Here is a 23,857-nt window from a genome sequence, read left to right as displayed (position 1 = left end):
CCAGACCATGAACGCGATCCTCGATCCCGCCCTCCTCCCGGCCCAGCAGGCGCAACCCGGCGCGCTGGCCATCCAGGGCCTGAGCAAGGCCTACTCCATCGACGGCCGCAGCCTGCCGGTGCTGGAGAACATCGACCTGGCGGTGCGCCCCGGCGAGTTCGTCAGCATCGTCGGCGCCAGCGGCTGCGGCAAATCCTCGCTGTTGCGGCTGATCGTCGGCCTGGAGAACGACTACACCGGGCGCATCCTGCTCGACGGCGAGACCGTGGCCGGCACCAGCCTGGAGCGCGGCATCGTGTTCCAGGACCACCGCCTGTTCCCCTGGAAGACCGTGCAGGAAAACGTCGCCCTGGCGTTGAAGAACCAGAAACTCAGCCGCGCCGAGAAGCGCGAACGGGTCGCCGATCATCTGGAACTGGTGGGCCTGACCGGCTTCGAGCAGGCCTACCCGCACCAGCTCTCCGGCGGCATGGCACAGCGCGCCGCCATCGCCCGCGCGTTGATCACCCGGCCCAAGGTACTGCTGCTGGACGAACCGTTCGGCGCCCTCGACGCGCTCACCCGCGTGCGCCTGCAACACGAGCTGCAGCGCATCTGGGTGCAGCAGCGCAGCACCATGATCATGGTCACCCACGACGTGGAAGAGGCGCTGTACCTGGGCGACCGGGTGATCGTCATGGACGCGCGGCCGGGGCGGATTCGCCACGAGGTGCGCGTGGACCTGCCGCATCCGCGGGAGCGTGGGCATGCGCTGCTCGCCAAGCTCAAGGAAGAACTGCTGGCGGAGCTGATGCAGGGTTGATGCGCCCTACGGAGCTGAGCTTTGGGTAGGAGCGAACTTCGTCCGCGATTGGCTGGCGGCGTGTTGCGAAGCTATCGCGGACGGAGTCCGCTTCTACGTCATCTATTAGTCCGCAGCGGGCGTTTGCCCTCTCCCTGACCCTGGCTGCGCGCCCCGCTCCGAAAGGAGAGGGGACACGGTCGGTGCAGGTTGAAACTGCATCGTCAGCCGGCACGAACAGCTCCCTCTCCCTTCAGGGAGAGGGCTGGGGAGAGGGTGCTCGCACACGCACCCAAGCTCGATCAGGAAGCGACACTCGCACTCAACGCCGAGGGGAAATCCGCGTGATACCCCGCCCCAATCTCCCCCAGCACCCCTGCCTTGCGCAGCTTGCCGAGCACCCGTGCATTGGCCTCGCACAAGCGCACTTCGATGCCGCGTCGCTGCAGTTGCTCGATCACTTCCTGCAGCGTCTGCAGCCCGGTGATGTCCATGAACGGCACGTGGCGCAGGCGGATGATCAGTACCTTCGGGTCGGTGTGGGTCTTGGCCAGGGCGCGCTCGAAGGTTTCCGCCGCACCGAAGAACAGCGGCCCCTCGATGCTGTAGACCAGCACACCGGGCGGTAGCTCGCCGAGGCCGCGGCCGCGCAGTTCCACGTCCAGTTCCGGGCCATCGTCGGCGTGCACTTCCACCGAGGACGCCATGCGCCGCAGGAAGTGCAGCATGGCGAGGATCACGCCGATGTTCACCGCGATCACCAGGTCGCTGAACACGGTGAGCAGGAAGGTCACCAGCAGGATGGCCACATCGGCGCGCGGCGCGCGCTTGAGCATGAACAGGAAGTGCCGCGCCTCGCTCATGTTCCAGGCGACCACGAAGAGGATCGCCGCCAGCGCGCAGAGCGGGATGTTCGAGGCCAGCGGCGCGAGGAACAGCAGGATCAGTACCAGGGTCGCCGCGTGGGTGATGCCGGCCAGCGGGCTGTTGCCGCCGTTGCGGATGTTGGTCGCGGTGCGCGCGATGGCCCCGGTGGCGGCAATGCCACCGAACAGCGGGGTGACCAGGTTGGCGATGCCCTGGCCGATCAGCTCCTGGTTGGAGTCGTGGCGGGTGCCGGCCATGCCGTCGGCAACCACCGCCGAGAGCAGCGATTCGATGGCGCCGAGCATGGCGATGGCGAAGGCCGGGCCGATCAGTTCCAGCACCCGCGGCAAGGTCACTTCCGGCAGGCTGAAGCTGGGCAGGCCCTGGGGAATGCCGCCGAAGGCACTGCCGATGGTGGCCACGCCGTCGAAATGGAACAGCGACTGGATGGCCGTCACCACCACCATCGCCACCAGCGGACCGGGCACCCGGCGCAGCGCAGCGATGCGTGGCGTGAACAGCACCAGCACGAGGCTCAGCAACGCCAGCAACGTCGTCGCCAGGTGCAGTTGCGGCAGCGCCTGGATCAGGTGCCAGAGTTTCTGGTGGAAGTGCTCGCCCGTCACGGCCGGCAGGCCGAAGAAGTCCTTCCACTGGCCAACCCAGATGATCACGCCGATCCCGGCGGTAAAGCCGACGATCACCGGCGCGGGGATGAAGCGGATGATGCTGCCCAGGCGGCTGACGCCCAGCAGCACGAGGATCGCACCGGCCATCAGCGTGGCGATCTGCAGGCCGTCCACGCCGTACTTGGCGGTAACCCCGGCGAGGATGACGATGAAAGCGCCGGTGGGCCCGGCGATCTGCACGCGGCTGCCGCCCAACAGCGAGACCAGCGCACCGGCGAAGATCGCCGTGTAGATGCCCTGCTCCGGCTTCACCCCACTGGCGATGGCGAAAGCCATGGCCAGCGGCAGGGCGACCACCCCGACGATGACCCCGGCCACCAGGTTGCGCGTCCAGTGTTCGCGGCCGAACAGTCCGGCCTTCCAGGCTTCTCGCAGGGCGATCATCGCAGTCTCCGACGGGATATCGATGCTGGATGCTAACAGGCCGAAGCGGAAAACGGGCTGGCGCAGATCATACCTGTGGCGTGCTGTCGCAGGGCGAACACACTGAACAGAATATTGCACAGAGCTGATGACACGCAGGGTCCGACAAGATTCACAGGCGCCTGTTCATGGGCATTCATGACTCAAATCAACGGGACCGATTTGCCAGCGAAGCGGAAAATTGGCACAATGTGTTCATTATGTTGAACATCAAGGCTCTACCTCTCCCCACTTCCCGCCTGGTGTCGCGCGAGCGTCACTGGACCGGCGACCTCTAGCTCCTCCCTTCGGCCGTCACCTGCTGGTGGCGCCAGGCGCGGCGAACGCTCAACGCTGATTGCCGCCCGAGTCGGCGCCGCCGAACCCGAACCGAAACCGCCGCAAGGATGCTCTTAGCGAGACTGCGCGCGGCTGCCCGTGGGAGGGCTTTACCATGCGTTCCTGGATCTATCTGCTAGCTGCCATCGGCTTCGAAGTCGTTGGCACCACCTCGATGAAATTCACCCATGCGCTGTTCCCGATCGCCGGGCTGCTGCTGATGTACGTGATGATCGGCCTGTCGTATTACTTCCTGTCGCTGGCCATCAAACGCGTGCCGGTCGGCGTGGCCTACGCCCTGTGGGAAGGCATCGGCATCGTGCTGATCACCCTGGTCAGCGCCTTCTTCCTCGGCGAGCACCTGAGCCTGGACAAGGCCCTGGGCCTGGCCGTGATGATCGCCGGCATCCTGCTGGTGAAATCCGGTACCCGCACCGGCCAGCGTGAAGACAGCCGCGCTCTGAATGGGGAGGCCGTGACATGCTGAACCATGACCTGATTCCGATGGCCTGGCTGGGCCTGGCCATCGTCCTGGAAGTGATCGCCAACCTGCTGCTCAAGTACTCCGACGGCTTCCGCAAGCGCCTGATCGGCGCGGCCTCGATCCTCTGCGTGCTGGGTGCGTTCACCGCGCTGGCGCAAGCGGTACGCGGCATCGAACTGTCGGTGGCCTACGCCATCTGGGGCGGCTTCGGCATCCTCGCCACCGTCGCCATGGGCTGGGCCCTGTTCGGCCAGCGCCTGGTGTGGCGCGGCTGGGTCGGCCTGGCGATGCTGGTGCTGGGCATGGGCCTGTTGAAGCTGGCGTGATCGGCGAAGGAAACGACAAAGGCGGAGCTGGGCTCCGCCTTTTTTATTGCCTGCAATCAGATGCCATGCCCGCGATCGGCGTCCGCAGGACGCCCTTCGATCTGGCGGTAGGGCAGCAAGACTGCGGACGCCTCAGGCCAGCAGACTGACGACCGCGAAGCGACTCAGGTTGGCCTGGGCCACCACCGTCTGCGCCGCCGCGCTGTAGTGCGTGGCGCTGCGCCCCATGCGGTCGAGCATGGACGCGGCGAAGGTATGTGCCCACTCGCGCTCGTCTTCGCTGGCGTGGCGGTCGAGGAAGTCGCGGATATCGTCCTGGCGATGGCGCAGTTGGTCGCGCAGCCCGCCGATGCGGTCCAGCGCCGAGACCACCGAGTCCAGCAACTGGCGCTGCTCGCGAAAGGCGTCGGTCGTGATCTCGGTGGGGAACGCCAGCAGACCGTCTTCCTGGCTGTTCAGCCGGGTGTTCCTGCCCTTGGCGAACAGCTTGCCCTCGCCCTGCACCGCCAGCTGGCCCTTGAGCTGCTGCCAGTCGGCCTCGGGAGCGGAAAACTTCAGCGCACCGTCGCTATCGAGCTCGGCGCGGATGCCGGCCTGGCCGAGTGTCGCGTTGAACCGGCGCAGCACCTGCTCGGTACTCATGCCATCGTCCAGCACGACCGCCGCCGGCTCGGCGAGCAGGCGACCCGCGCTGAACAGCAGGGTTTCCTTGCCCGAGCGCTGGATCGCGTCCACCGACTCCAGGCCTTCCAGGCTGAAGCGGCTGCGCACCGGCTCGTTCAGGCGAAGGCGGAAGTTGGCGTCGAGGCTGCCATCCGAGCGCTGGGCGCGCTGCTCCAGCAGTTCGTTGACCTGCCGGGTGGCCTGGCGCACGCCTTCACGGTCCTGGGACTGCGGCACGCTAAGCTCGCGGCTGAGGTTGAGCTTGAGGCCGCCAAGGCGGTCCTGCAGGTCGCCCAGGTAGCTGTCGGCCGACTGCATGGACGACAACTGCTGGTTCAGCTGCAGGTTGAAGCTGCCGCTCTTCTGCGCGCCACGCGCCATCTGCGCAGCGTTCTCGCCCTTCTCCTCGCCCTTGCGCAGGGCATTCTGCCGCTCGCCGGCGGCCGGCAGGATGACATCGCGGCGGGCGCTGGGATCGAAGACGGCAGCGGCCGGCAGTTGCTTGATGACCTTCATGGTGACCTCTGCACCGGCTGTGCTTGCGCCCGGCACGTGGGGCCGGGCGGAAGCGGGATAAAAAGTAGGGGAACCGGGCGGTGCACCGCCGATTGGCGTCCAGACCTCCTTGCGGTGCGGCCCGGCGCCCCTACGAAGAAACTTACAGGCGGCTGAACAGCGACAGGTCGTTGAGCTTCAGGTAGGTCTTCTGCGTGGCCTGCAGCGCCAGCTGGTAGGTGTTCAGGTCGATGCTCGCACCGGCGTAGTCCAGTTGCGACAGCTCGCCGTTGATCTTCTGGTTCACCAGCGAGACTTCCTCGTTGCTCGAGTTGAGCATGGTCAGGGTGTTCTGCCGGCCGCCCAGCTCGGTGATCGCGCCGAGCACGCCGTCGTGGCCGCTATCGAGGCTGTCGATGGTCGCGGCGATCTGCGCCTGCACCGCCGGGTCGGTGGTATCCAGGGCCGGGTCCTTGAGCATCTTCACGGTGGCGTGAAGCTGGTTGAGAAAGTCCATGCCGGTGCCGAACACACCGATGGCAGTGACGTTCTCCTCGACCTGCACACCATTGGCCACGGCGGCCTGGCGCGATTTGTCATTACCGGTGGAGACGTAGGTATCGGTCAGCGGCTCGTAGGTCACCGCGGCGGTGTCGCTCAGGGTGCCGGAGAACAGGTAACGGCCCTCCTCGTCCCGCACGTTGACGAAGCTGACGATGGTCTTCTCGATGCTCTCCAGCTCGCCGGCCATGGCGTTGAGGTCCTTGGGCGTGTTCGAACCGTTGGCCGCCCAGAGCAGCAGGTCGCGCACGTTGAGCATCGAATCCGAGGTGGCCTGCAGGTTGGCCTCCTGGGTGGAGAGGTTGCCCGAGACGTTGCTGATGTTGGTGCGGTACTGCGCCAGGCTCGCCTCCTCGCGCTGGATGCGCAGCATGCGCACGCTGGCGATGGGGTCGTCGGACGGCTGGAGGATGCGCTTGCCGGTGGACATCTGCTGCATCAACTTGCCCAGGGAGGCCGAGTTGCTGTTCATCGAGCCGCTCATCAGCGCGGTGATCTGTGCGTTGGTAATGCGCATGCTGCTTTCCTTGCGTGGCCCTTAGAAGGCCGCGAGCATCGAGTCGAACAGCTCCTTGGCGGTGCTGATGACTTTCATGTTGGCCTGGTAGGCCTGCTGGTAGGTGATCAGGTTGACCGCCTCTTCATCCAGGCTCACCGCGCTGACGCTGTCGCGCTGGGCCTGCGCCTGGGTGGCCACGGTGGTGGCGGTCTTCTGGTCGGCCTGGTTCTGCCGGCTGGCGCTGGCGACCTTGCCGAGCAGGCCGGCAAAGGCATCGTTGAGGGTCACCTGGCTACCGCCAACCGTGATGCTCTGGCCCTTGAGGTCCAGCAGCTCCAGCAGGTTCCTGTTGTTGCCGCTCTCGCCAGCGGTATCCGACAGGGCCAGCTCCTCGGGCTTGAGATCGTTCAGCGTGAGCATCGCCGTGGTGCTGCCGGCGTTATAGGTCAGCAGCGCCTGGCCGGCGTTGCCCTTGAGGTCGAAGCCGTTGGCCAGGGTATCGTTGACCATCTGCGCGAACTGCCCGGCCATTTCGTGCAGCGCGGTCTGGTTCGGCCGCAGGGTGTCGTATTCGGTGTCGTACAGCGCGCCGAGGGAACCGCCCATGCCGTCCTGGGACAGCGGGAAGCTGGTGCCGGCGAAGGTCAGGGCGATTTCCTGCTCGCCGCTGGCGCTACGGCTGATCGCCAGTTGGCCGGCGGAGTTGCCCGCCACCAGCGGCTGGCCGTTGGCCAGGGAAACCGTGAGGGAGCCATCGGCGACTTCGTTGACACGAATCGAGGCGTACTTGGACAGGTCCTGCACCAGGCTTTCGCGGTGGTCGCGCAGCGCGGTGGTGTCGCCACCGGAGGAACCGACTTCGACGATCTGCTTGTTCAGCGCGGCAAGGTTGGCGGTCAGGCCATTGATCTCGCCGACCATGGAGCCGCGCTGTTCCTGCAGGGCGCGCAGCTGGCTGTCGATATTGCCGGACAGGCCGTTGAAGCGCTGGGCGAGGTTCTTGGTCTCGTTGATGATCTGCTGGCGCAGCGCAACGGAGCCCGGCGTGGCGGTGGCTTCGCTGAGCGCGGCGAAGAAGTTGTCCAGGCCGACGCTGATGCTCGATCCGTCACCGCTCATCAGGCCTTCCAGCGCAGAGAGGTACTGCTGGCCACTGTCGTAGTAGCTCTGCTCGGTGGTGGCGCGCCACAGTTGCTGGTTCTGGAAGTCGTTGGCCATCCGGCGGATGCTGGTCACCACCACGCCGCCGCCGACGTTCAGGCCACCTTCACCGGCCAGCGAGGCGAGCACCGGGCTCAGCCGGCTGAAACCGGGGGTATTGGCGTTGGCGACGTTCTGGCCGGAGGTGGCCAGGGCGATCTGCGCCGCGCGCAGGCCGCTGTAGCCGATCTGGCTCAACATACTCAAGAGGCACTCTCCTTCGACTCTGGGCGGATCGGCTGGGCGAACGCCGCCGAGGCCGGTCGGGAAACAAATTCAGGCTGCTGTCCCTGATAGGCGACGGAATCGGCGTGGCGCTTAAATCCGTCCTGTGGCGCGTGCTTCAGGCCGCTCTCCGGCGACAGGCCGCTACCGGGGATACGCGCCGGCGCCTGGGCCTCACGCACGCGGCGCAGCACGCCGAGGGTGTAGTCGCGGGTTTCGTCGTAGGGAATGCTGCGTACCCAGTCGGCCATGCCGATCTTCCCCGTGCGCGGGTCGCCATTGTTCTTCAGCCACTCGTCCACCTTGCCCGGGCCGGCGTTGTAGGCCGCCAGGGCGAGCACGTGCTGGCCGTCGTAGCGGTCGAGCATCTTGCCCAGGTAGGCGCTGCCCAGCGCCTTGTTGTACGCGGGGTCACTGGTCAGGCGCTGCTCGTCGTAGGGCAGGCCAAGTTCGCCGGCGACTTCGCGGGCGGTGTCGGGCATCAGCTGCATCAGGCCGCGCGCGCCCTTGGGCGAGACGGCAGACGCATCACCGCCGGACTCCTGGCCAATCACGCTGTCCACAAGGGTACGGAAGCCCGCCGTGCCCTGCTGCCAGGCGTGGGCGAGGCGGTCGACGCCGCGCTGCCAGGTGTCCACCAGCGGGTTGCGGCTGGAGACCGAGGGGCGACGCAGTGCTTCGCCGCCATCGGAGAGTGCCGCCGGCTCGGCAGTATCGGTCGAGTCACCGGCGAGCTGGCGCACCAGCAGGTCGGCGATGCCGGTCTGCTTGCGCGACGCCAGGTGCTCGGCCAGCGCTTCGTCGTAGAAGTCGCGCATGGTGTCGAGATCGCGGCTGCGCATCGGGCTGCCGGCGGACAGCACGTCGCCGGCCTTGCGCATCTGCTTGAGGATCTGTTGCAGGAACATCGCCTCGAACTGTTCGGAGGCGACCTGCAGTTGCTCGCGGCGAACCTGCTCGGGCGATTCCCCGGGCTGGCCGGTGGGCACGATGGGGCGATTGAGGGACGTGATGCTCATCAGATGACGACCAGCTCTGCGTTCAGCGCGCCGGCCTGCTCCAGCGCCTGGAGGATGCTCATCACGTCGTCCGGCGTGGCGCCCAGGCTGTTCACCGTGTTGATGATGCTTTCCAGGCTGGTGCCCTCTGGCCACTTGAACATCGGTTTCTTGTCCTGGCTGACCGAGACGTCCGACTGCGGGGTGACCGCCGTGGTGCCGTTGGAGAAGGGCCCCGGCTGGCTGACCTGGGGATTCTCGCTGATGGTCACGGTGAGCGTGCCATGGGCCACGGCGGCGGCCTTCACGCGCACGCCCTGACCGACCACCACGGTGCCGGTGCGGCTGTTGAACACCACCTTGGGCCGGGTGCGGCCTTCCTGCACCTCCATGCCTTCGAGCATGGCCATGAAGCTGGTGCGCTGGGCCAGGCTGACCGGAGCGCGGACGGACACCTTGGTGCCGTCCAGGGCCGTCGCGGTGCCGGAGCCGAAGCGTTCGTTCACTGCGTTCATCACCTGGGTGGCGGTCTGGAAGCTCGGCTTGCGTACGTTGAGCATCACGTCCGGGCGCTGGGCGAAGTCGCTGGGGATCATCCGTTCGATGGTCGCGCCATTGGGAATCAGGCCGCTGTTGGCGCTGTTGATCGACACGCTGGAGCCGCTCTGCCCCTGGGCGTGCAGGCCGCCTACCACGAGGTTGCCCTGGGCGAGCGCATAGACCTCGCCGTCAACGCCCTGCAGCGGTGTCATCAGCAGCAGGCCACCACGCAGGCTCTTGGCGTCGCCCAGCGAGGACACGGTGACGTCGATGGTCTGCCCGGCGCTGTAGGACGGCGGCACGCTGGCGGTGACGCTCACCGCGGCGACGTTCTTGAGTTTCGGGTCGACGTTCGGCGGCAGGTTCACGCCGAACTGCTTGAGCATGTTGGCCACCGACTGGTTGGTGAATTTCACCTGGTTCTTGTCGCCGGTGCCGTCCAGGCCGACGACGAGGCCGTAGCCGATCAACTGGTTCTCGCGCACGCCTTCGATGTCGACGAGATCCAGCAGCGGGATGGCCAGCGCCTGCGCCTGCCAGAACAGGCAGGCGCTCGCCAGCAGGCGGGAAAGGGTTCTACGCATGGGGTGCTCGCCTGCTTACATCGGGAACAGCGGGTGGGTGAAGAAGCGCGTCAGCCAGCCGGCCGAGTTGCTGTCGTTGAGCACGCCGCGCCCGGCGTAGGAGATCTTGGCGTTGGCGACGTTCTGCGAGGACACCTGGTTGGAACGGTTGATGTCGTCGATGCGTACCAGCCCCGTGAGGCGGATGAACTCGTCGCCCTGGTTCAGGCGCAGGGACTTCTCGCCCTTCACCAGCAGCACGCCGCCGGGCAGCACCTTGTGCACGGTCACCGCGATGGAGCCGGAGAGGGTGTTCTGCTGCGAGCTTTTCGCCGAGCCGGTGAAGTCGCGGTTGGCCGTGGCGGAGCTTTCCAGGCCGCCGTAGTCCTTGGTCAGGATGGTCGGCACCGGCACGTCCAGGCTGGACTTCTTGCCGAAGCTGGTGCCCGCGCTCTTGCTCGACTGGGTGGACTCGCTGAGCACCACCGTGACGATGTCGCCGACGCCGATGGCGCGCTTGTCGCGAATCAGCGAGCCGCCGTAGCCGGAACGGTACAGGCCGCCGCTGGTGGTCGGCGGCAGGCTGTAGTCGAGCTCCGGCGGCTGGTAGACCGAGGAATCCTCGTCCGGCAGCATCTCGTCGAAGCTCTGGCAACCGGCGAGCAGCGCCAGGGCGAGCAGCAGGGCAAGGCGTGTCATCATCAGACCGTCTGGTTGAGGAACTGCTGCATGCCCGACGCGGCGTCGAGCACCTTGGCGTTGGCCTCGTAGGCGCGCTGGATGGCGATCATGTTCACCATGGCTTCCACGACCTGCACATTGGAGCCTTCCAGCACACCCTGCTTGAGATTGCCCAGGCCTTCTTCGCCCGGCGTGCCTTCCTGCGGCTCGCCGCTGGCGGCGGTTTCCTTGTAGAGGTTGCCGCCGATGGCTTCCAGGCCTGCCGGGTTGGTGAAGTTGACCAGGGTGATCTGGCCCAGCTCGGTGGGCAGGGTCTCGCCCGGCAGCACGGCGGTGACGATGCCGTCGCTGCCGACGGTGAAGCGGCTGGCGCCCGCGGGCACTTCGATGTTCGGCGTCAGCGGCAGGCCCTGGGCGTTGACCACGATGCCCTCGTTGTTGAGCTGCAGCTGGCCGTTCTCGGTGTAGTAGGTGTCGCCGTTGGGCGCTTCGACCTGGAAGAAACCGCTGCCGACGATGGCCAGGTCCATGGGCTGGCCGGTGGTCTGCATGCTGCCTTCGGTGAACACCTTCTGCGTGCCGACGACGCGCACGCCGCTGCCCAGCTGGATGCCCGAAGGCACGGTGTTGACCTGGTCAGCCTGGGCGCCGGGTTGCAGCTGCACCTGGTAGAACAGGTCCTCGAAGACCGCGCGGTCGCTCTTGAAGCCGACGGTGTTCACGTTGGCCAGGTTGTTGGCCACGGTGGACATCGCGGTGTCCTGGGCCGCCAGGCCGGTCTTGCTGACCCAAAGTGCCGAACTCATGTTGTGCTCCTGTCTGCGCGCCGCGCGTTAGCCGCCGCGGATCATGCGGTCACCGGCCTCGGCGAGATCCGAGGCGGCTTTCATCATCTTCACCTGGGCCTCGAACCGACGGTTCAGGCTCATGGTGCCCACCAGCTGGTCGATGGCCGAGACGTTGCTCTGCTCCAGGTGCCCGGAGACCAGTCGCACGTCTTCGCTGGCGGCGACGTTCTGGCCGTCCTTGCTCACCAGCAGGCCCTGGGCGTTCTTCACCAGGGAGGACGCCGGGGCGTCCACCAGCTTCAGGCGGTCGACGTCGGTCATCATGAAATCGCCGCGCGGCATCACCGAAATGGTGCCGTCGCTGCCGATGGCGATGGCGTCGTACTCGGGCAGGGTGATCGGACCGCCTTCACCGAGTACGGCGCGGCCGTTGATCATCAGCTGGCGGTCGGCGTCGATCGTGAGGTTGCCCTGGCGCGTATACGCCTCGCCGTTGCCGCTCTGCACGGCGAGCAGCCCGGCGCCCTGGATGGCGACGTCGAGGTCGCGCCCGGTCGCCATCAGGGTGCCGGCGGTCATGTCCACGCCGCTGCTCTCGATGCGCGCGAGGTGGCGGCTGTCATAGCCGGCGCCGCTCACGTCCACCGCGGTGGCGTGTTCCAGGTCGGCGCGGAAGCCAGGCGTGTTGACGTTGGCGAGGTTGTTCGCGCGCACGTCCAGGGCCGCCATGCTGCGGCTGGCGGCGGTCATTGCGGTATAGCCGAGGCGATCCATGACGAATCCTTAGATGGCCGAGAACAGGACCTGGGTGAGTTCCTTGTCGGTGGTCATCACCTTGGTGTTCGCCTGGTAGTTGCGCTGGCCTTCCATGAGGCCCACCAGTTGCTGGGTGATGTCGACGTTGGAGCCTTCCAGATTGCCGGCCGACAGCGAGCCGAACTGGCCGATGCCGGGCACGCCGATCAGCGGGGTGCCGGAGGCGGAAGTCTCGGTCCAGGCCGTACCGCTCTGGTTCTGCAGACCGCCGGTGTTGATGAAGTTCGCCAGGGCGACCTGGCCCTGCAGCATGCGCTGGCCGTTGCTGTAGTTGACGTAGACCTTGCCGTCGTTCTCCACCGCGATGCCGGTCTGCTCGCCAGCGGCGTAGCCGGTGGTGCGGTTGGTGGTGACGACGAAATCCGAGCCGTACTGGCTGGTGCCGGTGTAGTCGAGGGCGATGTTCATCGGGTCGACGCCCGGCAGGTTGAAGCTCACCGGCACGGAGGCGATCGGCGAGGACAGCGAGCCGTCCGGGGCGAAGGTCAGCGCCTGGGTGGCGCCAACGGCGTTGCCGTCTACCGCGTAATGGGCATCCCAGGTATTGGTGCCGGTCAGTACGAAGTACTGGGTCAGGGTGTGCTCCTTGCCCTGGGAGTCATAGATCTTGCTGGTGTAGGTGGAGTTGTAGGTCTCCACCTTCTGCGGGTCGAACGGCGAGACGGTCGGCACCTTCTCGTTGGAGTCGAGGTTGGCGACGAACTCCAGCTTGTCGGTGGCCTTGGCCGGCAGGTTGGCGGTCTTCACCTGCAGGTCGGAAACGGTCCCCACCAGCAGGTTGCCGGCGGCGTCGGTCGGGTAGCCCTGCAGGCGCTGGCCGGTAGCGTTGATCAGGTAGTTGGCGTTGTCCTGGCTGAACACGCCGGCGCGGGTGTACTGGGTATCACCGTTGCCGCTCTTGACCACGAAGAAACCGCCGCCGGAGATGGCGAGGTCCAGTGCGCGGTTGGTGGAGACCAGCGAACCGCCCTGGCTGATGCTCTGGGTGGTGCCGGTGACTTCCACGCCCATGCCCTTGCTGTCGGCATAGACGCTGCCGAACTCGGTGCGGGAGGACTTGAAGCCCACGGTGCCGGAGTTGGCGATGTTGTTGCTGATGGTGTCCAGCTGCTGGGTGACGGCGTTCAGGCCGGTCAGGGCGATGTTGAAGCTCATGGCGTTATCTCATCCTAAGAGGGGGGAAGCAGGCACTCAGGCAGCCTGGCCCTGACTGAATTCGACGATCTTGTAGAAGGGCACCGAACCTGCGCCCTCGACGTCCAGCACCGGACCGTCGGCGCTGACGCGGACGTTGTGCACCAGGCCGGAGACCTCGATGCCTGGCGTCTCGCCGCTCTCGGTCTTGACCGCCAGGCTGTATTTGCCAGGCTTCAGGCCCAGGGCCTGCGGGTCCACGGTGAAGGGCACGGCACCGGCTTCCTGCGGGCCGAGGGTGATGTCGGTGCGCACGCCGTTGGCATCGGTGAGCTGCAGCACGGTGGTGGCCGAGGCGTGTTCCAGGGTGATCTGCCCGCTGACCTTGGCGCCGTCCAGTTGCAGGCTGTCGGCGCTGACCTTCACTTCCTGGCCCACCAGGCCGGCGGCCGTGAGGGTCTGCAGGTTGTCCATCAGCACCAGGTTGTTCTGCTGCAGGGTGGTCATGTTCTGCATGCTCTTGACCTGCGCCATGGCCGAGTACTGGTTGATGAACTCGGTGCTGTCCACCGGCTTGGTGGGGTCCTGGTACTGCACCTGGGCGACGAGCAGGGTGATGAAGCTGTTCTCCATGTCGCTCAGCTCGCTGAGGTTGACCGCCTGCTTGGGCGTGTCCGACGAGATGCCGCTGGTGCTGTTGGAGCGGGTATCGTTGTTGACCGTACTCATCAGGCGTCTCCCAGCTTCAGCAGGCTGGATTGCATGCTCTTCACACGGTTGAGCACTTCCACGCCGGTCTCGAAGCTGCGGGTGGCGGACATCATGTCGGTCATTTCCTCGATCTCGTTGACGTCGGGGTAGTAGACGTAGCCGGTGGCGTCGGCCAGCGGGCTGCCTGGCTCGTAGCGGCGCTGGGGGGAGCGGCCGGAGGTCACCACATCGAGCACCTGCACGTGGGCACCGCCCATGCCGGCGCCGCGGGTGAGCTGGTCGTTCTCGTAGACGGCCGCGAACATCGGCTTGCGCGCCTGGTACACGGTGTCCGGGCTGTTGGCCGCGGAATCGGCGTTGGCCAGGTTGCTGGCCACGGTGTTCAGGCGCACGGTCTGCGCGTTCATCGACGAGCCCGCGATGCGGTAGATGGAATCGAATGCCATGGCGTCAACGTCCCTCGATGGCCTGCTTGAGGCCGCGGAATTTCATGGTCAGGAAGGTCAGGCTGGTCTGGAAGTCCATCGCGTTGCGCGAGAATTCCGCCTGCTCGGTGGACAGCTCCACGCTGTTGCCGTCCTGCGAAGGCTGGTTGGGGATGCGGTACTTCAGGTCCGGGCGCGCGGTGCTGGTGCTGGCCAGCAGCACGCTGGAGTTGTCCTGGCGCTGCATCTCGGCGGCGAAGTCGATGTCCCGCGCCTTGAAGCCGGGGGTGTCTTCGTTGGCCAGGTTGGATGCCAGGATTTCGCTGCGCTGCATGTGCAGCGAGAGGGCCCTCTCGTGGATACCCAGGGTCTCGTCAAACCGTATACTCATTCGCGCAACCCGCTCTCGTCATTCGGCCATCTTTCGGTGTGCGCAGCGACAGAGCACAAAGCATGCCCACCCCGGAATTTCGCTTCATGTCGTTGATCTACAAGGCTTTACGAGAAGACCCGAGGCGCGTGCGCAACGCGGCTTTTCCGCTTTCGACGCGCCGTACGACGGGAGGCGGAAAGACCCTTTCCGCCTGCTTCCTCTTCCTGCTTCCCGCCCTCGCCCACGCGCAGGACGCCCGCACGCAAGTCGATGCCGCCGCGAAGCAGCAGGTTGCCGCCGAACTGAAAAGCGCCGCGCAGAAAGCCGGCTGGAAAGGCATGACCTTCACGGTGACCAACAACCTGCCCAACAGCCTGGGCAAGCTCGCCGCCTGCCCTGGCGGGCTGCAGCTGCGCACGCTGGAGACGCCCGCCGCGGTCACCGCACGACGGCGCTTCGAAGCCGCCTGCGCGGGGCAATCCGGCTGGCCGGTGACCTTCATCAGCCAACCCACGGTGTACCTGCCGACCGTGGTCGCCAGCGGCGAGATCGAGCGCGGCCAGACCCTGGACGCGGCGCAGCTCAAGCTAGCGCCGATCGAGCTCGGCAAGAGCTCGCGGGGCTATTTCACCGACATCGCCGAGGTGGCCGGCAAGACGGCCCGCCGCCGCATCCGCGCCGACCAGCCGCTGACGCCGGCACTGCTCGATGGCGCGATGCTGGTTCGTCGCGGCCAGCAGGTGAAGATCGTCGCCAGCCAGGACGGCATCCAGGCCAGCGCTGTCGGCGAAGCCCTGGCCAACGGCAAGCAGGACGACGTGATCCGCGTGAAGAACCTGCGCAGCCAGAAGATCATCGAGGCGAAGGTGACGGCGTCAGGCGAGGTGAACAGCATCTTCTGACGCTGCTCACGCTCACTGCCGAACGCCACCCGCCGGAGCGCGCCATGCGCGACGCTGGGCATGGCCCATTCCAGCAGACCGAAGCTCCAGTCAGCCCAGCGGCTGCGAAGCGACATTGCCTCGAGAGCCGGGCAGCACGATGACGGGGGCGGGCGACTCAGCCGGCGCGGCGAATGTGGTCACCTCCACCAGCCGCCGCGCGTGGATGCTCGGTGCGGGCAGCAGCGGTTCATCCAGCGGCGCCTCGCGGAAGCAACGCAGGTGGTTGGCCACCATGTCGTAGCCGGACAGGTGGCTGAAAGCGATGCCACCGGAAAAGCGCGGGTTGACGTCCATCAGCAGCGCCTCGCCGTCCTGCACCAGGAACTCCATGTTGATGCAGCCGTTCACCCCCAGTACGCGGGCGACCTGTCCCGCCATCTCGACCAGCCCGGGGTCGGCCAGCATCCGTACCGTCAGCCCCGCACCATTGGGTGTGCGCACCAGTTCCTGGCGCGCCATCGCCGCCCATTCGCCGGTGCTCTGCTGGCGCACCACGTCGACCACGCAGACATCACCCGGCAGCAGCGGCTGCACGATGTAGCCGCGGTCGCAGAAGCGCTTGCGCACGTAGTGCAGGAAGTCCGCATCGCGCACCTGCATCAGCCCTTCGCAATTGCGCCCGTCGCGCGGCTTGGCAATCAGCGGCAGGTCCAACCCCGACACAGGCAGGTCCTCCAGGCGCCAGGTGGGGATGGTGCGAATCAGCGGATCATTGCGGAAGGCCTGGTGCACCAGCCACTTGTCGCGAGCGACGCGGATGGTCTCCAGCGGCTGCATGCACAGGGTGATGCCACGCTCGGCGAACACCTCGTGATGCAACGCGAAGGCATCGACCTCGGGGTCGATCAGCGGTAGCACGTGGGTGACGTGCTCGATCTCGCAGATGTTCAGGACACGCTCGACATACTCGGTAACATTTCGCGCTGCAGGAACCCGATGAAAGGCATCCAGCAGGGCCGAAGTCGTGCACCAGTCGTGGGGTTGGGTATTGGTCCCCACCACCCGTGCATCCCAGTGCTCGCGCAACGAGGAGATCACCGACTCGGCGGAGTACGAGCCAATGGCAGTGACCAAACAGGTGAAAGGAGAACCGCCCGACGAGCCGCTCAAGATGCGGCCCCGCGAGTGACGCGCGGAGAGAGAGTGTTCATGCTTCATGGCCCCGTGAAGATTCGACCGCGTACGTCCAGAACACTCCGTTGCCATACGACGTTCCGCCAGGTAACAGAGCAAGCGTAGCCGCGAACCGGCGCTCCGGGATGGCTACCCCGCAGCGCCAGGCCGATTTCCGACGGAAGTCAGGTCCACCAGTAACGGACAAAGTGGAAGAACACCGGCGCCGCGAAGCACACCGAGTCCAGGCGGTCGAGCATGCCGCCGTGGCCCTCGATCATGTGGCCCCAGTCCTTCACCCCGCGGTCGCGCTTGATCGCCGACATCACCAGCCCGCCGAAGAAGCCGAGGATGTTGATCATCAGGGCGATCAGCAGCGCCTGCCAGAAGGTGAAGGGCGTGATCCACCAGAGCGCGCCACCGATCAGCGTGGCCAGTGTCACCCCGCCGACGAAGCCTTCGAGCGTCTTGGACGGCGACAGGTTGGGCGCGATCTTGCGCTTGCCCATGAGCTTGCCGCAGACGTACTGCAACACGTCGGAGAGCTGCACGACGATCACCAGGAAGGCGATCAGCAGCAGGTTGCGTCCCTCGTAGCCGGCGATATCCAGGGTCAGGAGCGCCGGCACGAAGGAGATGCAGAACACCGCCAGCATCAACGCCCACTGCACCTTCGAGGCGCGCTCGAGGAAGTGCTTGGAGTCGCCGCCCAGCGAGGCGAGGATCGGCAGCAGCAGGAACACGTACACCGGGATGAAGATGGAGAACAGCCCGTACCAGCCGATGCCGATCAGCAGGTACTGCATCGGCAGCACGAAATAGAAGGCCGCCACCAGCGCCGGGTAATCGCTGCGGCGCGTCGGCATCAGGGTGAGGAATTCGCGCAGGGCATAAAAGGACACCCCGTAGAACAGCAGGATCACCGCCCAGTAGCCGAGCGCGAAGGCGCAGCCGATCACCGCGACCATCACCCACCAGGCATTGATCCGCGCATTGAGGTTGTCGATCACCGCATGCGGCCCAGGCGGGGCCTTCCAGCGCAGCACAGCGCCGACCAGCGATGCGAGGATGAGAATGGCGCCAATGCCACCAAAGAGCAGCCAGGTCTGGTTCATCTCAACGGCCCTCCTGTGCAGCCAGCGTCAGCAATGCCTCGCGGGCGCGTTCGAGGAAGACCTCCTTGGCTTCACCCTCCTCGACCACCAGGGGCGCACCGAAGCTCAGGGTGCACAGCAGCGGCAATGGCAGCGCACGCCCCTTGGGCATCACGCGGTTGAGGTTGTCCAGCCACACCGGCACCAGTTCTACCTGCGGATGGGCTTTCGACAGGTGATAGATACCGCTCTTGAAGGGCAGCAGACGCACTTCCTCGTCGAGGTTGCGGGTGCCTTCGGGGAAGAGGATCAGCGAGTCGCCGTCGGCCAGGGCGCGCTCCACCGGCTCCAGCGGGTTGCCACCCTCGGCGCCGCGCGTGCGGTCGATCAGTACGCCGTGGAACACCCGGTTGATGATGAAGCCACGCAAGCCTCCCTTTCCCCAGTAATCCATGCCCGCTACCGGTCGCGTACGCGCGCGCAGCGCCGGCGGCAACGAGGCCCAGAGCAGGACGAAATCGCCATGGCTGCTGTGGTTGGCGTAGTAGATGCGTTGCACCGGGGTCGGCGTCGTGCCGATCCACAGGCTGCGCAGACCGGTCACCGCGCGGGCGCCGGCGATGATGGCGTAGGCGAAGAGTCGTTCCAGCATTCCGGTTACGTTCCTCAGGATTGGAAGGTCAGGGTGATCAGGCACAGCAATGCGATAAGCCACTGCGCCGCACAGAGCTGCACCTGCCGGCGCAACAGCGCGAGCGCGCCACGGCTGCGCTCGCTCCAGGGTCGGCCGGACTGGTCGGCCGGCACACCGGCGTAGGTGGCCAGCGCCTCGTCCAGCTGCCGGGTCTTCTCCGGCAGGGTCTCTCCGGCATTGGCCATGGCCTCGAACAAGTCGGCGTCCAGCGCCACGCGCATGGCGTAGAACTTCTGTACCAGGCCGAGCAGCACCAGCAGCGCCATGCTCAGGCTGAACGCCAGCGTGGCGCTGGCCATCAGCACGCCATAGAACCCCAGCGCCAGCGCCAGTACCGTGAGCGCGGAGGACAGACCATTGAGACTGCTGCCGCGCCGCAGCAGGCTTGCGACCAGGATCAGGCCCGGATCAACCGACATGACTCACCTCCTGCGATAGGTTGGGCTGGCCGGCGATCTGCGCCAGCACGGCCAGTTGTTCTGCCTTGAGCACGACATGCGGCCGCGCCTGACGGATCAGTTCGACGGTCGACTCGACACTGTGGGTGCGACCGGACAGCAGCAGCCACGCCGCCAGCACCGTGGCGCTGCGCGAATAGCCGAGCGCACAGCAGACCAGCAGCGGACCGCCGGCGCGAAGCTGGTCGACCAGCTCGGCCCCGCGCCGGCACTGCTCGACGCTGGGGGTCACCAGGTCGAGCAACGGCAGGGATGCATAACGCTCGACACGGACCGGACAGGGCAGCTCTGCGCACAGGTCGAGCACGCCCAGATCCGGGTGTGCGGAGCGGTCGGTCTTCCCGGGCAGGCGTCCCAGCCAGAGGCCGGGCTGTACTTCATCCGGCTGTGGATGCCGACGGGTCCAGCTGCGCGAGTTGACCCACGCGCCCAGCCGATAAGGCGCCAACAGCCATGACACCGCCAGCGACTGCCTGCCGTCCGGGCCCTTCTGGAAACCCTCCGCTCCCAGCCCCAGGTAGCACAGCGCGACCAGCGCCAGAGACAGCGCGGGCCAGAGCAGCCAGAGCCAGGCTCCACTGCCGGACAGCGCCAGCCAGGTGCACACCGACGCGCCGACGCCATAGATCGCCGCCAGTCGCAGCCGGCGCGGATCACCGCTCAGCTGCCAGGCGGCGCAAGGCGACCGTGCGCTCCTGGGCCATAACCACAGGCACAGGAACCCCACCAGGGCGCCGGTCGGCACATCGATGAAATGGTGTTGCCAAGTGGTCAGCACCGACAGGCCGATGAGTGCGAACCAGCCGTGCATCAGCCAGCGCCAGGTGCCGCTGGCATAACGGCCGTACGCAGCCCAGAGAATCACCAGCAACGCGATGTGCAGCGATGGCGCCTGGTTGAACGGTTTGTCGAAGCCCATCAGCAGGTCGAACAGCAGGCCGAAGAAGCCGTCCAGCGGCGGCCGCTCGAAGCTGAAACGCAGCGGGAAGAGCAGGAAGCAGCTCACCGCGATGACTTGTGCACTGAGCAGGCGCAAGGCATGGCTGTCCAGCTCGCGGCGGTTGCGCGGCAGCAGGAAGGACAAGCCGTAGAGCAGGTCGATGGACCAGTACGGAATGATCGTCCAGGGCCACAGCGGCATGCCGCGCTCCCAGTCGAACACCAGCACACCGACCGACTCGCGCTGCGCCGCCACCCCATTGGCGAAGCCGTAACTCAGGAAGAAGAACGGCGCGAGGAACAGCAGCCAGATCACTGCTCGGCGCAGGACGCCGGGATCGCGCGCCGGCATCGCTGCCATCAACTGCGCTCCCGGCGGGCCAGGGAGACGGTGAAGATACCGTCCTCGTCGATGCGCTGGGCCAGCTTGCGGAAGCCGGCGGCGGCCACCAGCTGGTCCATCTCCCGCTGCGTGCGGCGGCGCATCACCCAGGCCTGCCCGGCGCGGTGGCTGGTCAGCGCACGAGCGATCAGTTCCAGCTGCGGATGCCAGGGCTGGCCGGTGTAGATCAGGTAGCCGCCTTCTTCCACGGCATCGCCCAGCCCCGCCAGCGAGCCGCTGACCAGGGCGTTGTCGGCGAACAACTCATAGAGACCGGAGACCACCGCCAGGCTCGGCTTCGGCTCCACGGCCGCGAGGTCCGCGCCATCGAAGGCGTCGCCCTGCACGAAGCGCGCACGCTCCTTCAGGCCGAGGCGCTCGATCAGCGCCGAGCCTTCGCGCACGTTGAGTTCGCTGTAGTCGCGCAGCAGCACGCTTTCGGGCAACGGTTCGACGCCCTGCAGCGCTTCAAGGATGTAGCGTCCGTGGCCGGCGGCGATATCGAGGATGCGCACGTCGCGGCCCTGCTCGCGCAGGCTGGCCATGGCCAGGCGCAGCAGCTCTTCGATGTGTACCTTGCGCTGGCGAATGCCCCGCCAGCCGGCAGACTCCAGGTAGGTGCGGTCGATCATCCGGCCCACCGGGCCTGCTCCCGCGGGCTGGTTGCGATAGACGTAATCCAGGGTGCTGCCGGAGTCGAAACCGGTCTGGAAGCCCAGGTTGATGCCGTCGGACAGCAGCCGACCGAGGCGCATGTTGGCGCGCGTGGCACGCCAGTAGAGGTCGCGGATCGACCAGGCCGGTAGCGGCGTGGACAGGGCTTCCGCCTCCGCGCAGGTGTAGCCGAAACGGTCGGCATCGCGCAGGTCCGGGCGCTCCGGCTCGTGCGCGAAGCATTCGAGGATGAAGCGCCGGGCGCGGGTCACCGCCTGATTGCGGTTCAGCTCGCCGAGGGTGTCGTGGAAGAAACCGGGTAGCACGTGGAGCTCCTTGCGCGCCGTGCCGAGGTTGTCGAAGAAGCGCTGCTGCGGCTTGCGGTGCACCACGAAATCGGAGCCGGAGATCAGCAGCTGGGTCGGCACCTGGATCGCCTGGGCGTCGGCCACCACGCGGTCAGCCGCGTCATACAGGCCCAGCAGCACGTTCACCGAGATGGCCTTGGTGATCAGCGGGTCGCTGTCGTAGGAGGCGATACGCTCGGGATCGTGGGAGAGGAATTTCGCCTTCACGTAGCTGTTGACGAAGAAATTGCCGCGCCACCAGCGGGCGAGCTTCAGCCCCGGCCGGGCGAAGGGGACATACAGCTTGACCTTGAACGCCGGCGAGGCAAGCACCAGGCTGCGGATCGACGGCGCGTAGTCGTGCACCCAGGTGGAGGCGACCACGGCACCGACACTCTGCGCCACCACCGCCATGTCGCTGACGGCGATGCCATGAGTGGCGGTGAGGTGCTCGATGAAGGTCTGCACGTCGCGCACGCTGGTGCCGAAGCTCGGGCTGTCACCGCGCGCACCGGGCGACTGGCCGTGGCCACGGGCGTCCCAGGCGAAGACGTCGAAGCCGGGCAGGTTCAGCTCGTCGGCCAGGTGACCGATGCGCCCGGAATGCTCGTGGCCCCGGTGGAACAGCACGATGGCGCGGCGTGGCGCGTCGGTCGTTGCCACCGGCCAATGGCGATAGAACAGCTCGACGCCGTCATGGGTAATGAAGTGGTGATTCGAAGACTCGCGCATAACTTCCTCTGTTCGATGGCTGATGGGACGCTCCGGTCCCTGTCGTGAAAGTTTCCTGCCCGGCTCAGCCGGGCTGCTGGCTCTGCTCAGCCAGCCCCTGGCGCACCCGGTTGACGATAGTCAGCACCAGCAGCAGCGCCAGCAGGCCCAGGACCGGGTCCAGCCAGGCCAGCGGCAGCAGCCCGCTCGCCACGCCGGCGCCCAACACGCCGAAGCACAGCGCACGGTCGCTCTTGCCCATGGGCCCGTCATACCGCCGCGAGGCGCCGACCATCACGCCGAGCACGCCGGTGTATTCGCTGATCACCGCCAGCAGGACCACCAGCACCACCAGCGCCGGCGTCACGCCCGGCAGCAGGGCGAACGGCAGGTACAGCGCGCTGTCGGCGATCACGTCGGTCAGTTCGTTGAGGTAGGCGCCCAGCTTCGACTGCTGGCCGAATTCGCGGGCGAGCATCCCGTCCATGGCGTTCAGCGCCATGCGCAGGAACATCCACAGCGGGATCAGCAGGAATACCCAGGCGTGGCTGGCAAGCAGCGCAACGGTGAGCGCGACCAGCAGGGACAGGCCGCAGGCTGCCAGCGTCACCTGGTTGGCAGTGACGCCACGCTCGTAAAGGCGGGTGACCTGCGGACGGAGCAGGTTCTGGAAACGGGACTTGAGCTGGTAGACGGAGGGCATGAGTTTCCTTTCTCAAGATTCGAAACGAACAGTTCGGTCGAACGATCCACGGCCTTGTGGACCCGGGGAGCTTAGCCGCACTCCGGCGCCAGGGCTGTCAGATATGTCTCAACAACATAGATGACCGATCCGTGGCAGCAGGACACATGACGCAAGCCGGCGATACCGGCCAGCGCATGCCGATCTCGCCGGAATCCCCGCGCCAAATTTTTTTCATCCGCCCTTAATCCTTCCCATCGAGCTGTCGCCTTACCCCTTCAGCAGGCACAACGCCGGCTTCATTCAGCTCATACAGGAAGTCCACCATGGCCTTGTCGATTCAAACCAACTACTCCTCCCTGATCACCCAGACCAGCCTGAGCAAGACCAACGGCCAGCTGGCTACTTCCCAGCAGCGCCTGGGCACCGGCCTGCGCATCAACTCCGCCGCCGACGACGCCGCCGGCCTGCAGATCGCTACCCGCCTGAATGCCCAGACCCGCGGCATGAACGTGGCCATGCGCAACACCAGCGACGCCGTTTCCATGCTGCAGACCGGCGAAGGCGCGTTCAGCGAAGCCACCGACATCCTGCAACGCATGAAGGACCTGGCCACCCAGTCCGCCAACGGCACCAACTCCGACAAGGACCTGGACGCCCTGAAGTCCGAGTTCGACGAGCTGGGCAAAGAGCTGACCAACATCGTTACCAACACCAAGTACGCTGGCGACAGCCTGTTCGGTACCGGTGGCAAGCTGGCAGCCGACATCAAGTTCCAGATCGGTTCCGACTCCGCAGAAGTGATGACCGTTGCCGCTGCCGACACCGACATCGCCGCCACCGTCACCGCCCTGGGCACCACCGTCCAGGCGCTGGACCCGAAAGCCGGCGCCGCCGCTGCCATCGACGGCCTGAACAGCGCCCTGGACCAGGTCGGCAAGACCCGCGCTGCCTTCGGTGCCGCGATCAACCGCCTGGGCCACACCTCCAACAACCTGGCCAACATGAAGGACAACACCGACATGGCCAAGGGCCGCATCATGGACGCCGATTTCGCCAGCGAAACCGCCAACATGACCAAGAGCTCCATGCTGATGCAGTCCGGCATCTCCATGCTCAAACAGGCTGGCCAGATGCCCAGCATGATCATGGGCCTGCTGGGCTGATGCCCGACCTGCGCGAGGCGCCCCGCCTCGCGCGCCGTGATTCGACATCGCCCCGCCCGTGCGGGGCGTTGTGCTGTCTGCGGGTACGCTGACAAGCGGCATGGCGACCCTCG

Annotated in this window: 25 protein-coding genes; 5 read left to right on the top strand and 20 right to left on the bottom strand. The window is 66.4% G+C overall.

Going from position 1 to position 23,857, the window contains the following annotated elements; all coding sequences use genetic code 11:
• Positions 1–7: 7 nt before the first annotated feature.
• Positions 8–802 carry an ABC transporter ATP-binding protein gene (locus tag AC1ZV1_RS01285; RefSeq protein ID WP_484297684.1) on the top strand — a complete coding sequence of 265 codons (795 nt, stop codon included), beginning with the start codon at positions 8–10 and terminating at the stop codon, positions 800–802.
• A 281-nt stretch (positions 803–1,083) separates the two neighbouring features.
• Here the strand turns inward: AC1ZV1_RS01285 and AC1ZV1_RS01280 are convergent, their stop codons facing one another.
• Positions 1,084–2,721 (bottom strand): SulP family inorganic anion transporter, encoded by a 1,638-nt coding sequence (locus tag AC1ZV1_RS01280; RefSeq protein ID WP_484295186.1) that lies wholly within the window; start codon positions 2,719–2,721, stop codon positions 1,084–1,086.
• 472 nt (positions 2,722–3,193) lie between these two features.
• Here AC1ZV1_RS01280 and AC1ZV1_RS01275 point away from each other — a divergent pair, with 472 nt between their 5' ends.
• Positions 3,194–3,565 carry an SMR family transporter gene (locus AC1ZV1_RS01275; RefSeq protein ID WP_484295185.1) on the top strand — a complete coding sequence of 124 codons (372 nt, stop codon included), beginning with the start codon at positions 3,194–3,196 and terminating at the stop codon, positions 3,563–3,565.
• Positions 3,559–3,888 carry a multidrug/spermidine efflux SMR transporter subunit MdtI gene (gene mdtI / locus AC1ZV1_RS01270; RefSeq protein WP_024766311.1) on the top strand — a complete coding sequence of 110 codons (330 nt, stop codon included), beginning with the start codon at positions 3,559–3,561 and terminating at the stop codon, positions 3,886–3,888. The genes AC1ZV1_RS01275 and mdtI overlap by 7 nt, the downstream gene beginning before the upstream one ends.
• A 132-nt stretch (positions 3,889–4,020) precedes the next feature.
• Here the strand turns inward: mdtI and AC1ZV1_RS01265 are convergent, their stop codons facing one another.
• The 12 genes from AC1ZV1_RS01265 to flgB form a co-directional block, all read right to left on the bottom strand.
• Positions 4,021–5,067, bottom strand: a complete 1,047-nt coding sequence (locus AC1ZV1_RS01265; RefSeq protein ID WP_484295184.1) for a hypothetical protein — start codon at positions 5,065–5,067, stop codon at positions 4,021–4,023.
• Positions 5,068–5,209: 142 nt separating this feature from the next.
• Positions 5,210–6,124, bottom strand: coding sequence for a flagellar hook-associated protein FlgL (gene flgL, locus AC1ZV1_RS01260; protein WP_484295183.1), 915 nt, complete (start codon positions 6,122–6,124; stop codon positions 5,210–5,212).
• A gap of 21 nt (positions 6,125–6,145) precedes the next feature.
• Positions 6,146–7,513: a flagellar hook-associated protein FlgK gene (gene flgK, locus AC1ZV1_RS01255; protein ID WP_484295182.1), complete on the bottom strand. Its 1,368-nt coding sequence runs from the start codon at positions 7,511–7,513 to the stop codon at positions 6,146–6,148.
• The gene (locus AC1ZV1_RS01250) at positions 7,510–8,550 is read right to left on the bottom strand and encodes a transglycosylase SLT domain-containing protein (protein WP_484295181.1); all 1,041 of its coding nucleotides are present in this window, start codon (positions 8,548–8,550) and stop codon (positions 7,510–7,512) included. Before AC1ZV1_RS01250 ends, flgK begins: the two co-directional genes overlap by 4 nt.
• The gene (locus AC1ZV1_RS01245) at positions 8,550–9,653 is read right to left on the bottom strand and encodes a flagellar basal body P-ring protein FlgI (RefSeq protein WP_484295180.1); all 1,104 of its coding nucleotides are present in this window, start codon (positions 9,651–9,653) and stop codon (positions 8,550–8,552) included. Before AC1ZV1_RS01245 ends, AC1ZV1_RS01250 begins: the two co-directional genes overlap by 1 nt.
• A gap of 15 nt (positions 9,654–9,668) precedes the next feature.
• On the bottom strand, positions 9,669–10,331 hold the full coding sequence (gene flgH, locus AC1ZV1_RS01240; RefSeq protein ID WP_484297683.1) for a flagellar basal body L-ring protein FlgH: 663 nt from the start codon (positions 10,329–10,331) through the stop codon (positions 9,669–9,671).
• Between the two features lie 2 nt (positions 10,332–10,333).
• Positions 10,334–11,119, bottom strand: coding sequence for a flagellar basal-body rod protein FlgG (flgG, locus tag AC1ZV1_RS01235; protein ID WP_484295179.1), 786 nt, complete (start codon positions 11,117–11,119; stop codon positions 10,334–10,336).
• Between the two features lie 27 nt (positions 11,120–11,146).
• Positions 11,147–11,875 carry a flagellar basal body rod protein FlgF gene (locus AC1ZV1_RS01230; protein ID WP_484295178.1) on the bottom strand — a complete coding sequence of 243 codons (729 nt, stop codon included), beginning with the start codon at positions 11,873–11,875 and terminating at the stop codon, positions 11,147–11,149.
• 9 nt (positions 11,876–11,884) lie between these two features.
• Positions 11,885–13,072 (bottom strand): flagellar hook protein FlgE, encoded by a 1,188-nt coding sequence (flgE, locus tag AC1ZV1_RS01225; protein WP_484295177.1) that lies wholly within the window; start codon positions 13,070–13,072, stop codon positions 11,885–11,887.
• 36 nt (positions 13,073–13,108) lie between these two features.
• On the bottom strand, positions 13,109–13,780 hold the full coding sequence (locus AC1ZV1_RS01220; RefSeq protein WP_484295176.1) for a flagellar hook capping FlgD N-terminal domain-containing protein: 672 nt from the start codon (positions 13,778–13,780) through the stop codon (positions 13,109–13,111).
• Positions 13,780–14,208 (bottom strand): flagellar basal body rod protein FlgC, encoded by a 429-nt coding sequence (gene flgC / locus AC1ZV1_RS01215; RefSeq protein ID WP_045213291.1) that lies wholly within the window; start codon positions 14,206–14,208, stop codon positions 13,780–13,782. Before flgC ends, AC1ZV1_RS01220 begins: the two co-directional genes overlap by 1 nt.
• Before the next feature lie 4 nt (positions 14,209–14,212).
• Complete coding sequence (flgB, locus tag AC1ZV1_RS01210) at positions 14,213–14,578, bottom strand: flagellar basal body rod protein FlgB (protein WP_484295175.1); 366 nt, start codon at positions 14,576–14,578, stop codon at positions 14,213–14,215.
• A gap of 86 nt (positions 14,579–14,664) precedes the next feature.
• Between flgB and flgA the strand changes: the two genes are divergently transcribed.
• Positions 14,665–15,462, top strand: coding sequence for a flagellar basal body P-ring formation chaperone FlgA (gene flgA / locus AC1ZV1_RS01205; RefSeq protein WP_484295174.1), 798 nt, complete (start codon positions 14,665–14,667; stop codon positions 15,460–15,462).
• A gap of 90 nt (positions 15,463–15,552) precedes the next feature.
• On the opposite strand, the gene AC1ZV1_RS01200 is transcribed toward flgA, so the two are convergent.
• The 7 genes from AC1ZV1_RS01200 to AC1ZV1_RS01170 all read right to left on the bottom strand — a co-directional run bounded on the left by AC1ZV1_RS01200 (position 15,553) and on the right by AC1ZV1_RS01170 (position 22,599).
• Entirely contained in the window at positions 15,553–16,578 is a 1,026-nt protein-coding gene (locus AC1ZV1_RS01200) for an ATP-grasp domain-containing protein (RefSeq protein WP_484295173.1), read from the bottom strand.
• Between the two features lie 224 nt (positions 16,579–16,802).
• Complete coding sequence (locus tag AC1ZV1_RS01195; protein WP_484295172.1) at positions 16,803–17,732, bottom strand: phosphatidate cytidylyltransferase; 930 nt, start codon at positions 17,730–17,732, stop codon at positions 16,803–16,805.
• A 1-nt stretch (position 17,733) separates the two neighbouring features.
• The gene (locus AC1ZV1_RS01190; protein WP_484295171.1) at positions 17,734–18,363 is read right to left on the bottom strand and encodes a lysophospholipid acyltransferase family protein; all 630 of its coding nucleotides are present in this window, start codon (positions 18,361–18,363) and stop codon (positions 17,734–17,736) included.
• A gap of 14 nt (positions 18,364–18,377) precedes the next feature.
• The gene (locus AC1ZV1_RS01185) at positions 18,378–18,824 is read right to left on the bottom strand and encodes a hypothetical protein (protein WP_484295170.1); all 447 of its coding nucleotides are present in this window, start codon (positions 18,822–18,824) and stop codon (positions 18,378–18,380) included.
• The gene (locus tag AC1ZV1_RS01180) at positions 18,814–20,154 is read right to left on the bottom strand and encodes a phosphatase PAP2/dual specificity phosphatase family protein (RefSeq protein WP_484297682.1); all 1,341 of its coding nucleotides are present in this window, start codon (positions 20,152–20,154) and stop codon (positions 18,814–18,816) included. Before AC1ZV1_RS01180 ends, AC1ZV1_RS01185 begins: the two co-directional genes overlap by 11 nt.
• An 8-nt stretch (positions 20,155–20,162) precedes the next feature.
• Positions 20,163–21,917, bottom strand: a complete 1,755-nt coding sequence (locus tag AC1ZV1_RS01175; RefSeq protein WP_484295169.1) for a bifunctional alpha/beta hydrolase/class I SAM-dependent methyltransferase — start codon at positions 21,915–21,917, stop codon at positions 20,163–20,165.
• 64 nt (positions 21,918–21,981) lie between these two features.
• Positions 21,982–22,599 carry a CDP-alcohol phosphatidyltransferase family protein gene (locus AC1ZV1_RS01170; RefSeq protein WP_484295168.1) on the bottom strand — a complete coding sequence of 206 codons (618 nt, stop codon included), beginning with the start codon at positions 22,597–22,599 and terminating at the stop codon, positions 21,982–21,984.
• A 305-nt stretch (positions 22,600–22,904) separates the two neighbouring features.
• On the opposite strand from AC1ZV1_RS01170, the gene lafA reads away from it, so the two are divergent.
• On the top strand, positions 22,905–23,744 hold the full coding sequence (gene lafA, locus AC1ZV1_RS01165) for a lateral flagellin LafA (protein WP_484295167.1): 840 nt from the start codon (positions 22,905–22,907) through the stop codon (positions 23,742–23,744).
• The last annotated feature ends 113 nt before the right edge of the window (positions 23,745–23,857 follow it).

The sequence above is a fragment of the Pseudomonas sp. BB438 genome, from assembly GCF_057180225.1.
The sequence above is the reverse complement of the archived record's forward strand: the minus strand, read 5'-3'. Positions and strand labels throughout refer to the sequence as shown.

Coding starts and splice junctions, on each gene's coding strand:
- AC1ZV1_RS01190 (WP_484295171.1), bottom strand. CDS start 18,363: ATGCTGGAACGACTCTTCGCCTACGCCATCATCGCCGGCGCCCGCGCG.
- AC1ZV1_RS01275 (WP_484295185.1), top strand. CDS start 3,194: ATGCGTTCCTGGATCTATCTGCTAGCTGCCATCGGCTTCGAAGTCGTT.
- AC1ZV1_RS01265 (WP_484295184.1), bottom strand. CDS start 5,067: ATGAAGGTCATCAAGCAACTGCCGGCCGCTGCCGTCTTCGATCCCAGC.
- AC1ZV1_RS01285 (WP_484297684.1), top strand. CDS start 8: ATGAACGCGATCCTCGATCCCGCCCTCCTCCCGGCCCAGCAGGCGCAA.
- flgC (WP_045213291.1), bottom strand. CDS start 14,208: ATGGCATTCGATTCCATCTACCGCATCGCGGGCTCGTCGATGAACGCG.
- AC1ZV1_RS01195 (WP_484295172.1), bottom strand. CDS start 17,732: ATGAACCAGACCTGGCTGCTCTTTGGTGGCATTGGCGCCATTCTCATC.
- AC1ZV1_RS01180 (WP_484297682.1), bottom strand. CDS start 20,154: ATGCCGGCGCGCGATCCCGGCGTCCTGCGCCGAGCAGTGATCTGGCTG.
- flgG (WP_484295179.1), bottom strand. CDS start 11,119: ATGAGTTCGGCACTTTGGGTCAGCAAGACCGGCCTGGCGGCCCAGGAC.
- AC1ZV1_RS01230 (WP_484295178.1), bottom strand. CDS start 11,875: ATGGATCGCCTCGGCTATACCGCAATGACCGCCGCCAGCCGCAGCATG.
- AC1ZV1_RS01280 (WP_484295186.1), bottom strand. CDS start 2,721: ATGATCGCCCTGCGAGAAGCCTGGAAGGCCGGACTGTTCGGCCGCGAA.
- AC1ZV1_RS01175 (WP_484295169.1), bottom strand. CDS start 21,917: ATGCGCGAGTCTTCGAATCACCACTTCATTACCCATGACGGCGTCGAG.
- AC1ZV1_RS01245 (WP_484295180.1), bottom strand. CDS start 9,653: ATGCGTAGAACCCTTTCCCGCCTGCTGGCGAGCGCCTGCCTGTTCTGG.
- flgB (WP_484295175.1), bottom strand. CDS start 14,578: ATGAGTATACGGTTTGACGAGACCCTGGGTATCCACGAGAGGGCCCTC.
- AC1ZV1_RS01185 (WP_484295170.1), bottom strand. CDS start 18,824: ATGTCGGTTGATCCGGGCCTGATCCTGGTCGCAAGCCTGCTGCGGCGC.
- mdtI (WP_024766311.1), top strand. CDS start 3,559: ATGCTGAACCATGACCTGATTCCGATGGCCTGGCTGGGCCTGGCCATC.
- AC1ZV1_RS01220 (WP_484295176.1), bottom strand. CDS start 13,780: ATGAGTACGGTCAACAACGATACCCGCTCCAACAGCACCAGCGGCATC.
- AC1ZV1_RS01170 (WP_484295168.1), bottom strand. CDS start 22,599: ATGCCCTCCGTCTACCAGCTCAAGTCCCGTTTCCAGAACCTGCTCCGT.
- flgE (WP_484295177.1), bottom strand. CDS start 13,072: ATGAGCTTCAACATCGCCCTGACCGGCCTGAACGCCGTCACCCAGCAG.
- flgA (WP_484295174.1), top strand. CDS start 14,665: ATGTCGTTGATCTACAAGGCTTTACGAGAAGACCCGAGGCGCGTGCGC.
- flgH (WP_484297683.1), bottom strand. CDS start 10,331: ATGACACGCCTTGCCCTGCTGCTCGCCCTGGCGCTGCTCGCCGGTTGC.
- flgL (WP_484295183.1), bottom strand. CDS start 6,124: ATGCGCATTACCAACGCACAGATCACCGCGCTGATGAGCGGCTCGATG.
- AC1ZV1_RS01250 (WP_484295181.1), bottom strand. CDS start 8,550: ATGAGCATCACGTCCCTCAATCGCCCCATCGTGCCCACCGGCCAGCCC.
- lafA (WP_484295167.1), top strand. CDS start 22,905: ATGGCCTTGTCGATTCAAACCAACTACTCCTCCCTGATCACCCAGACC.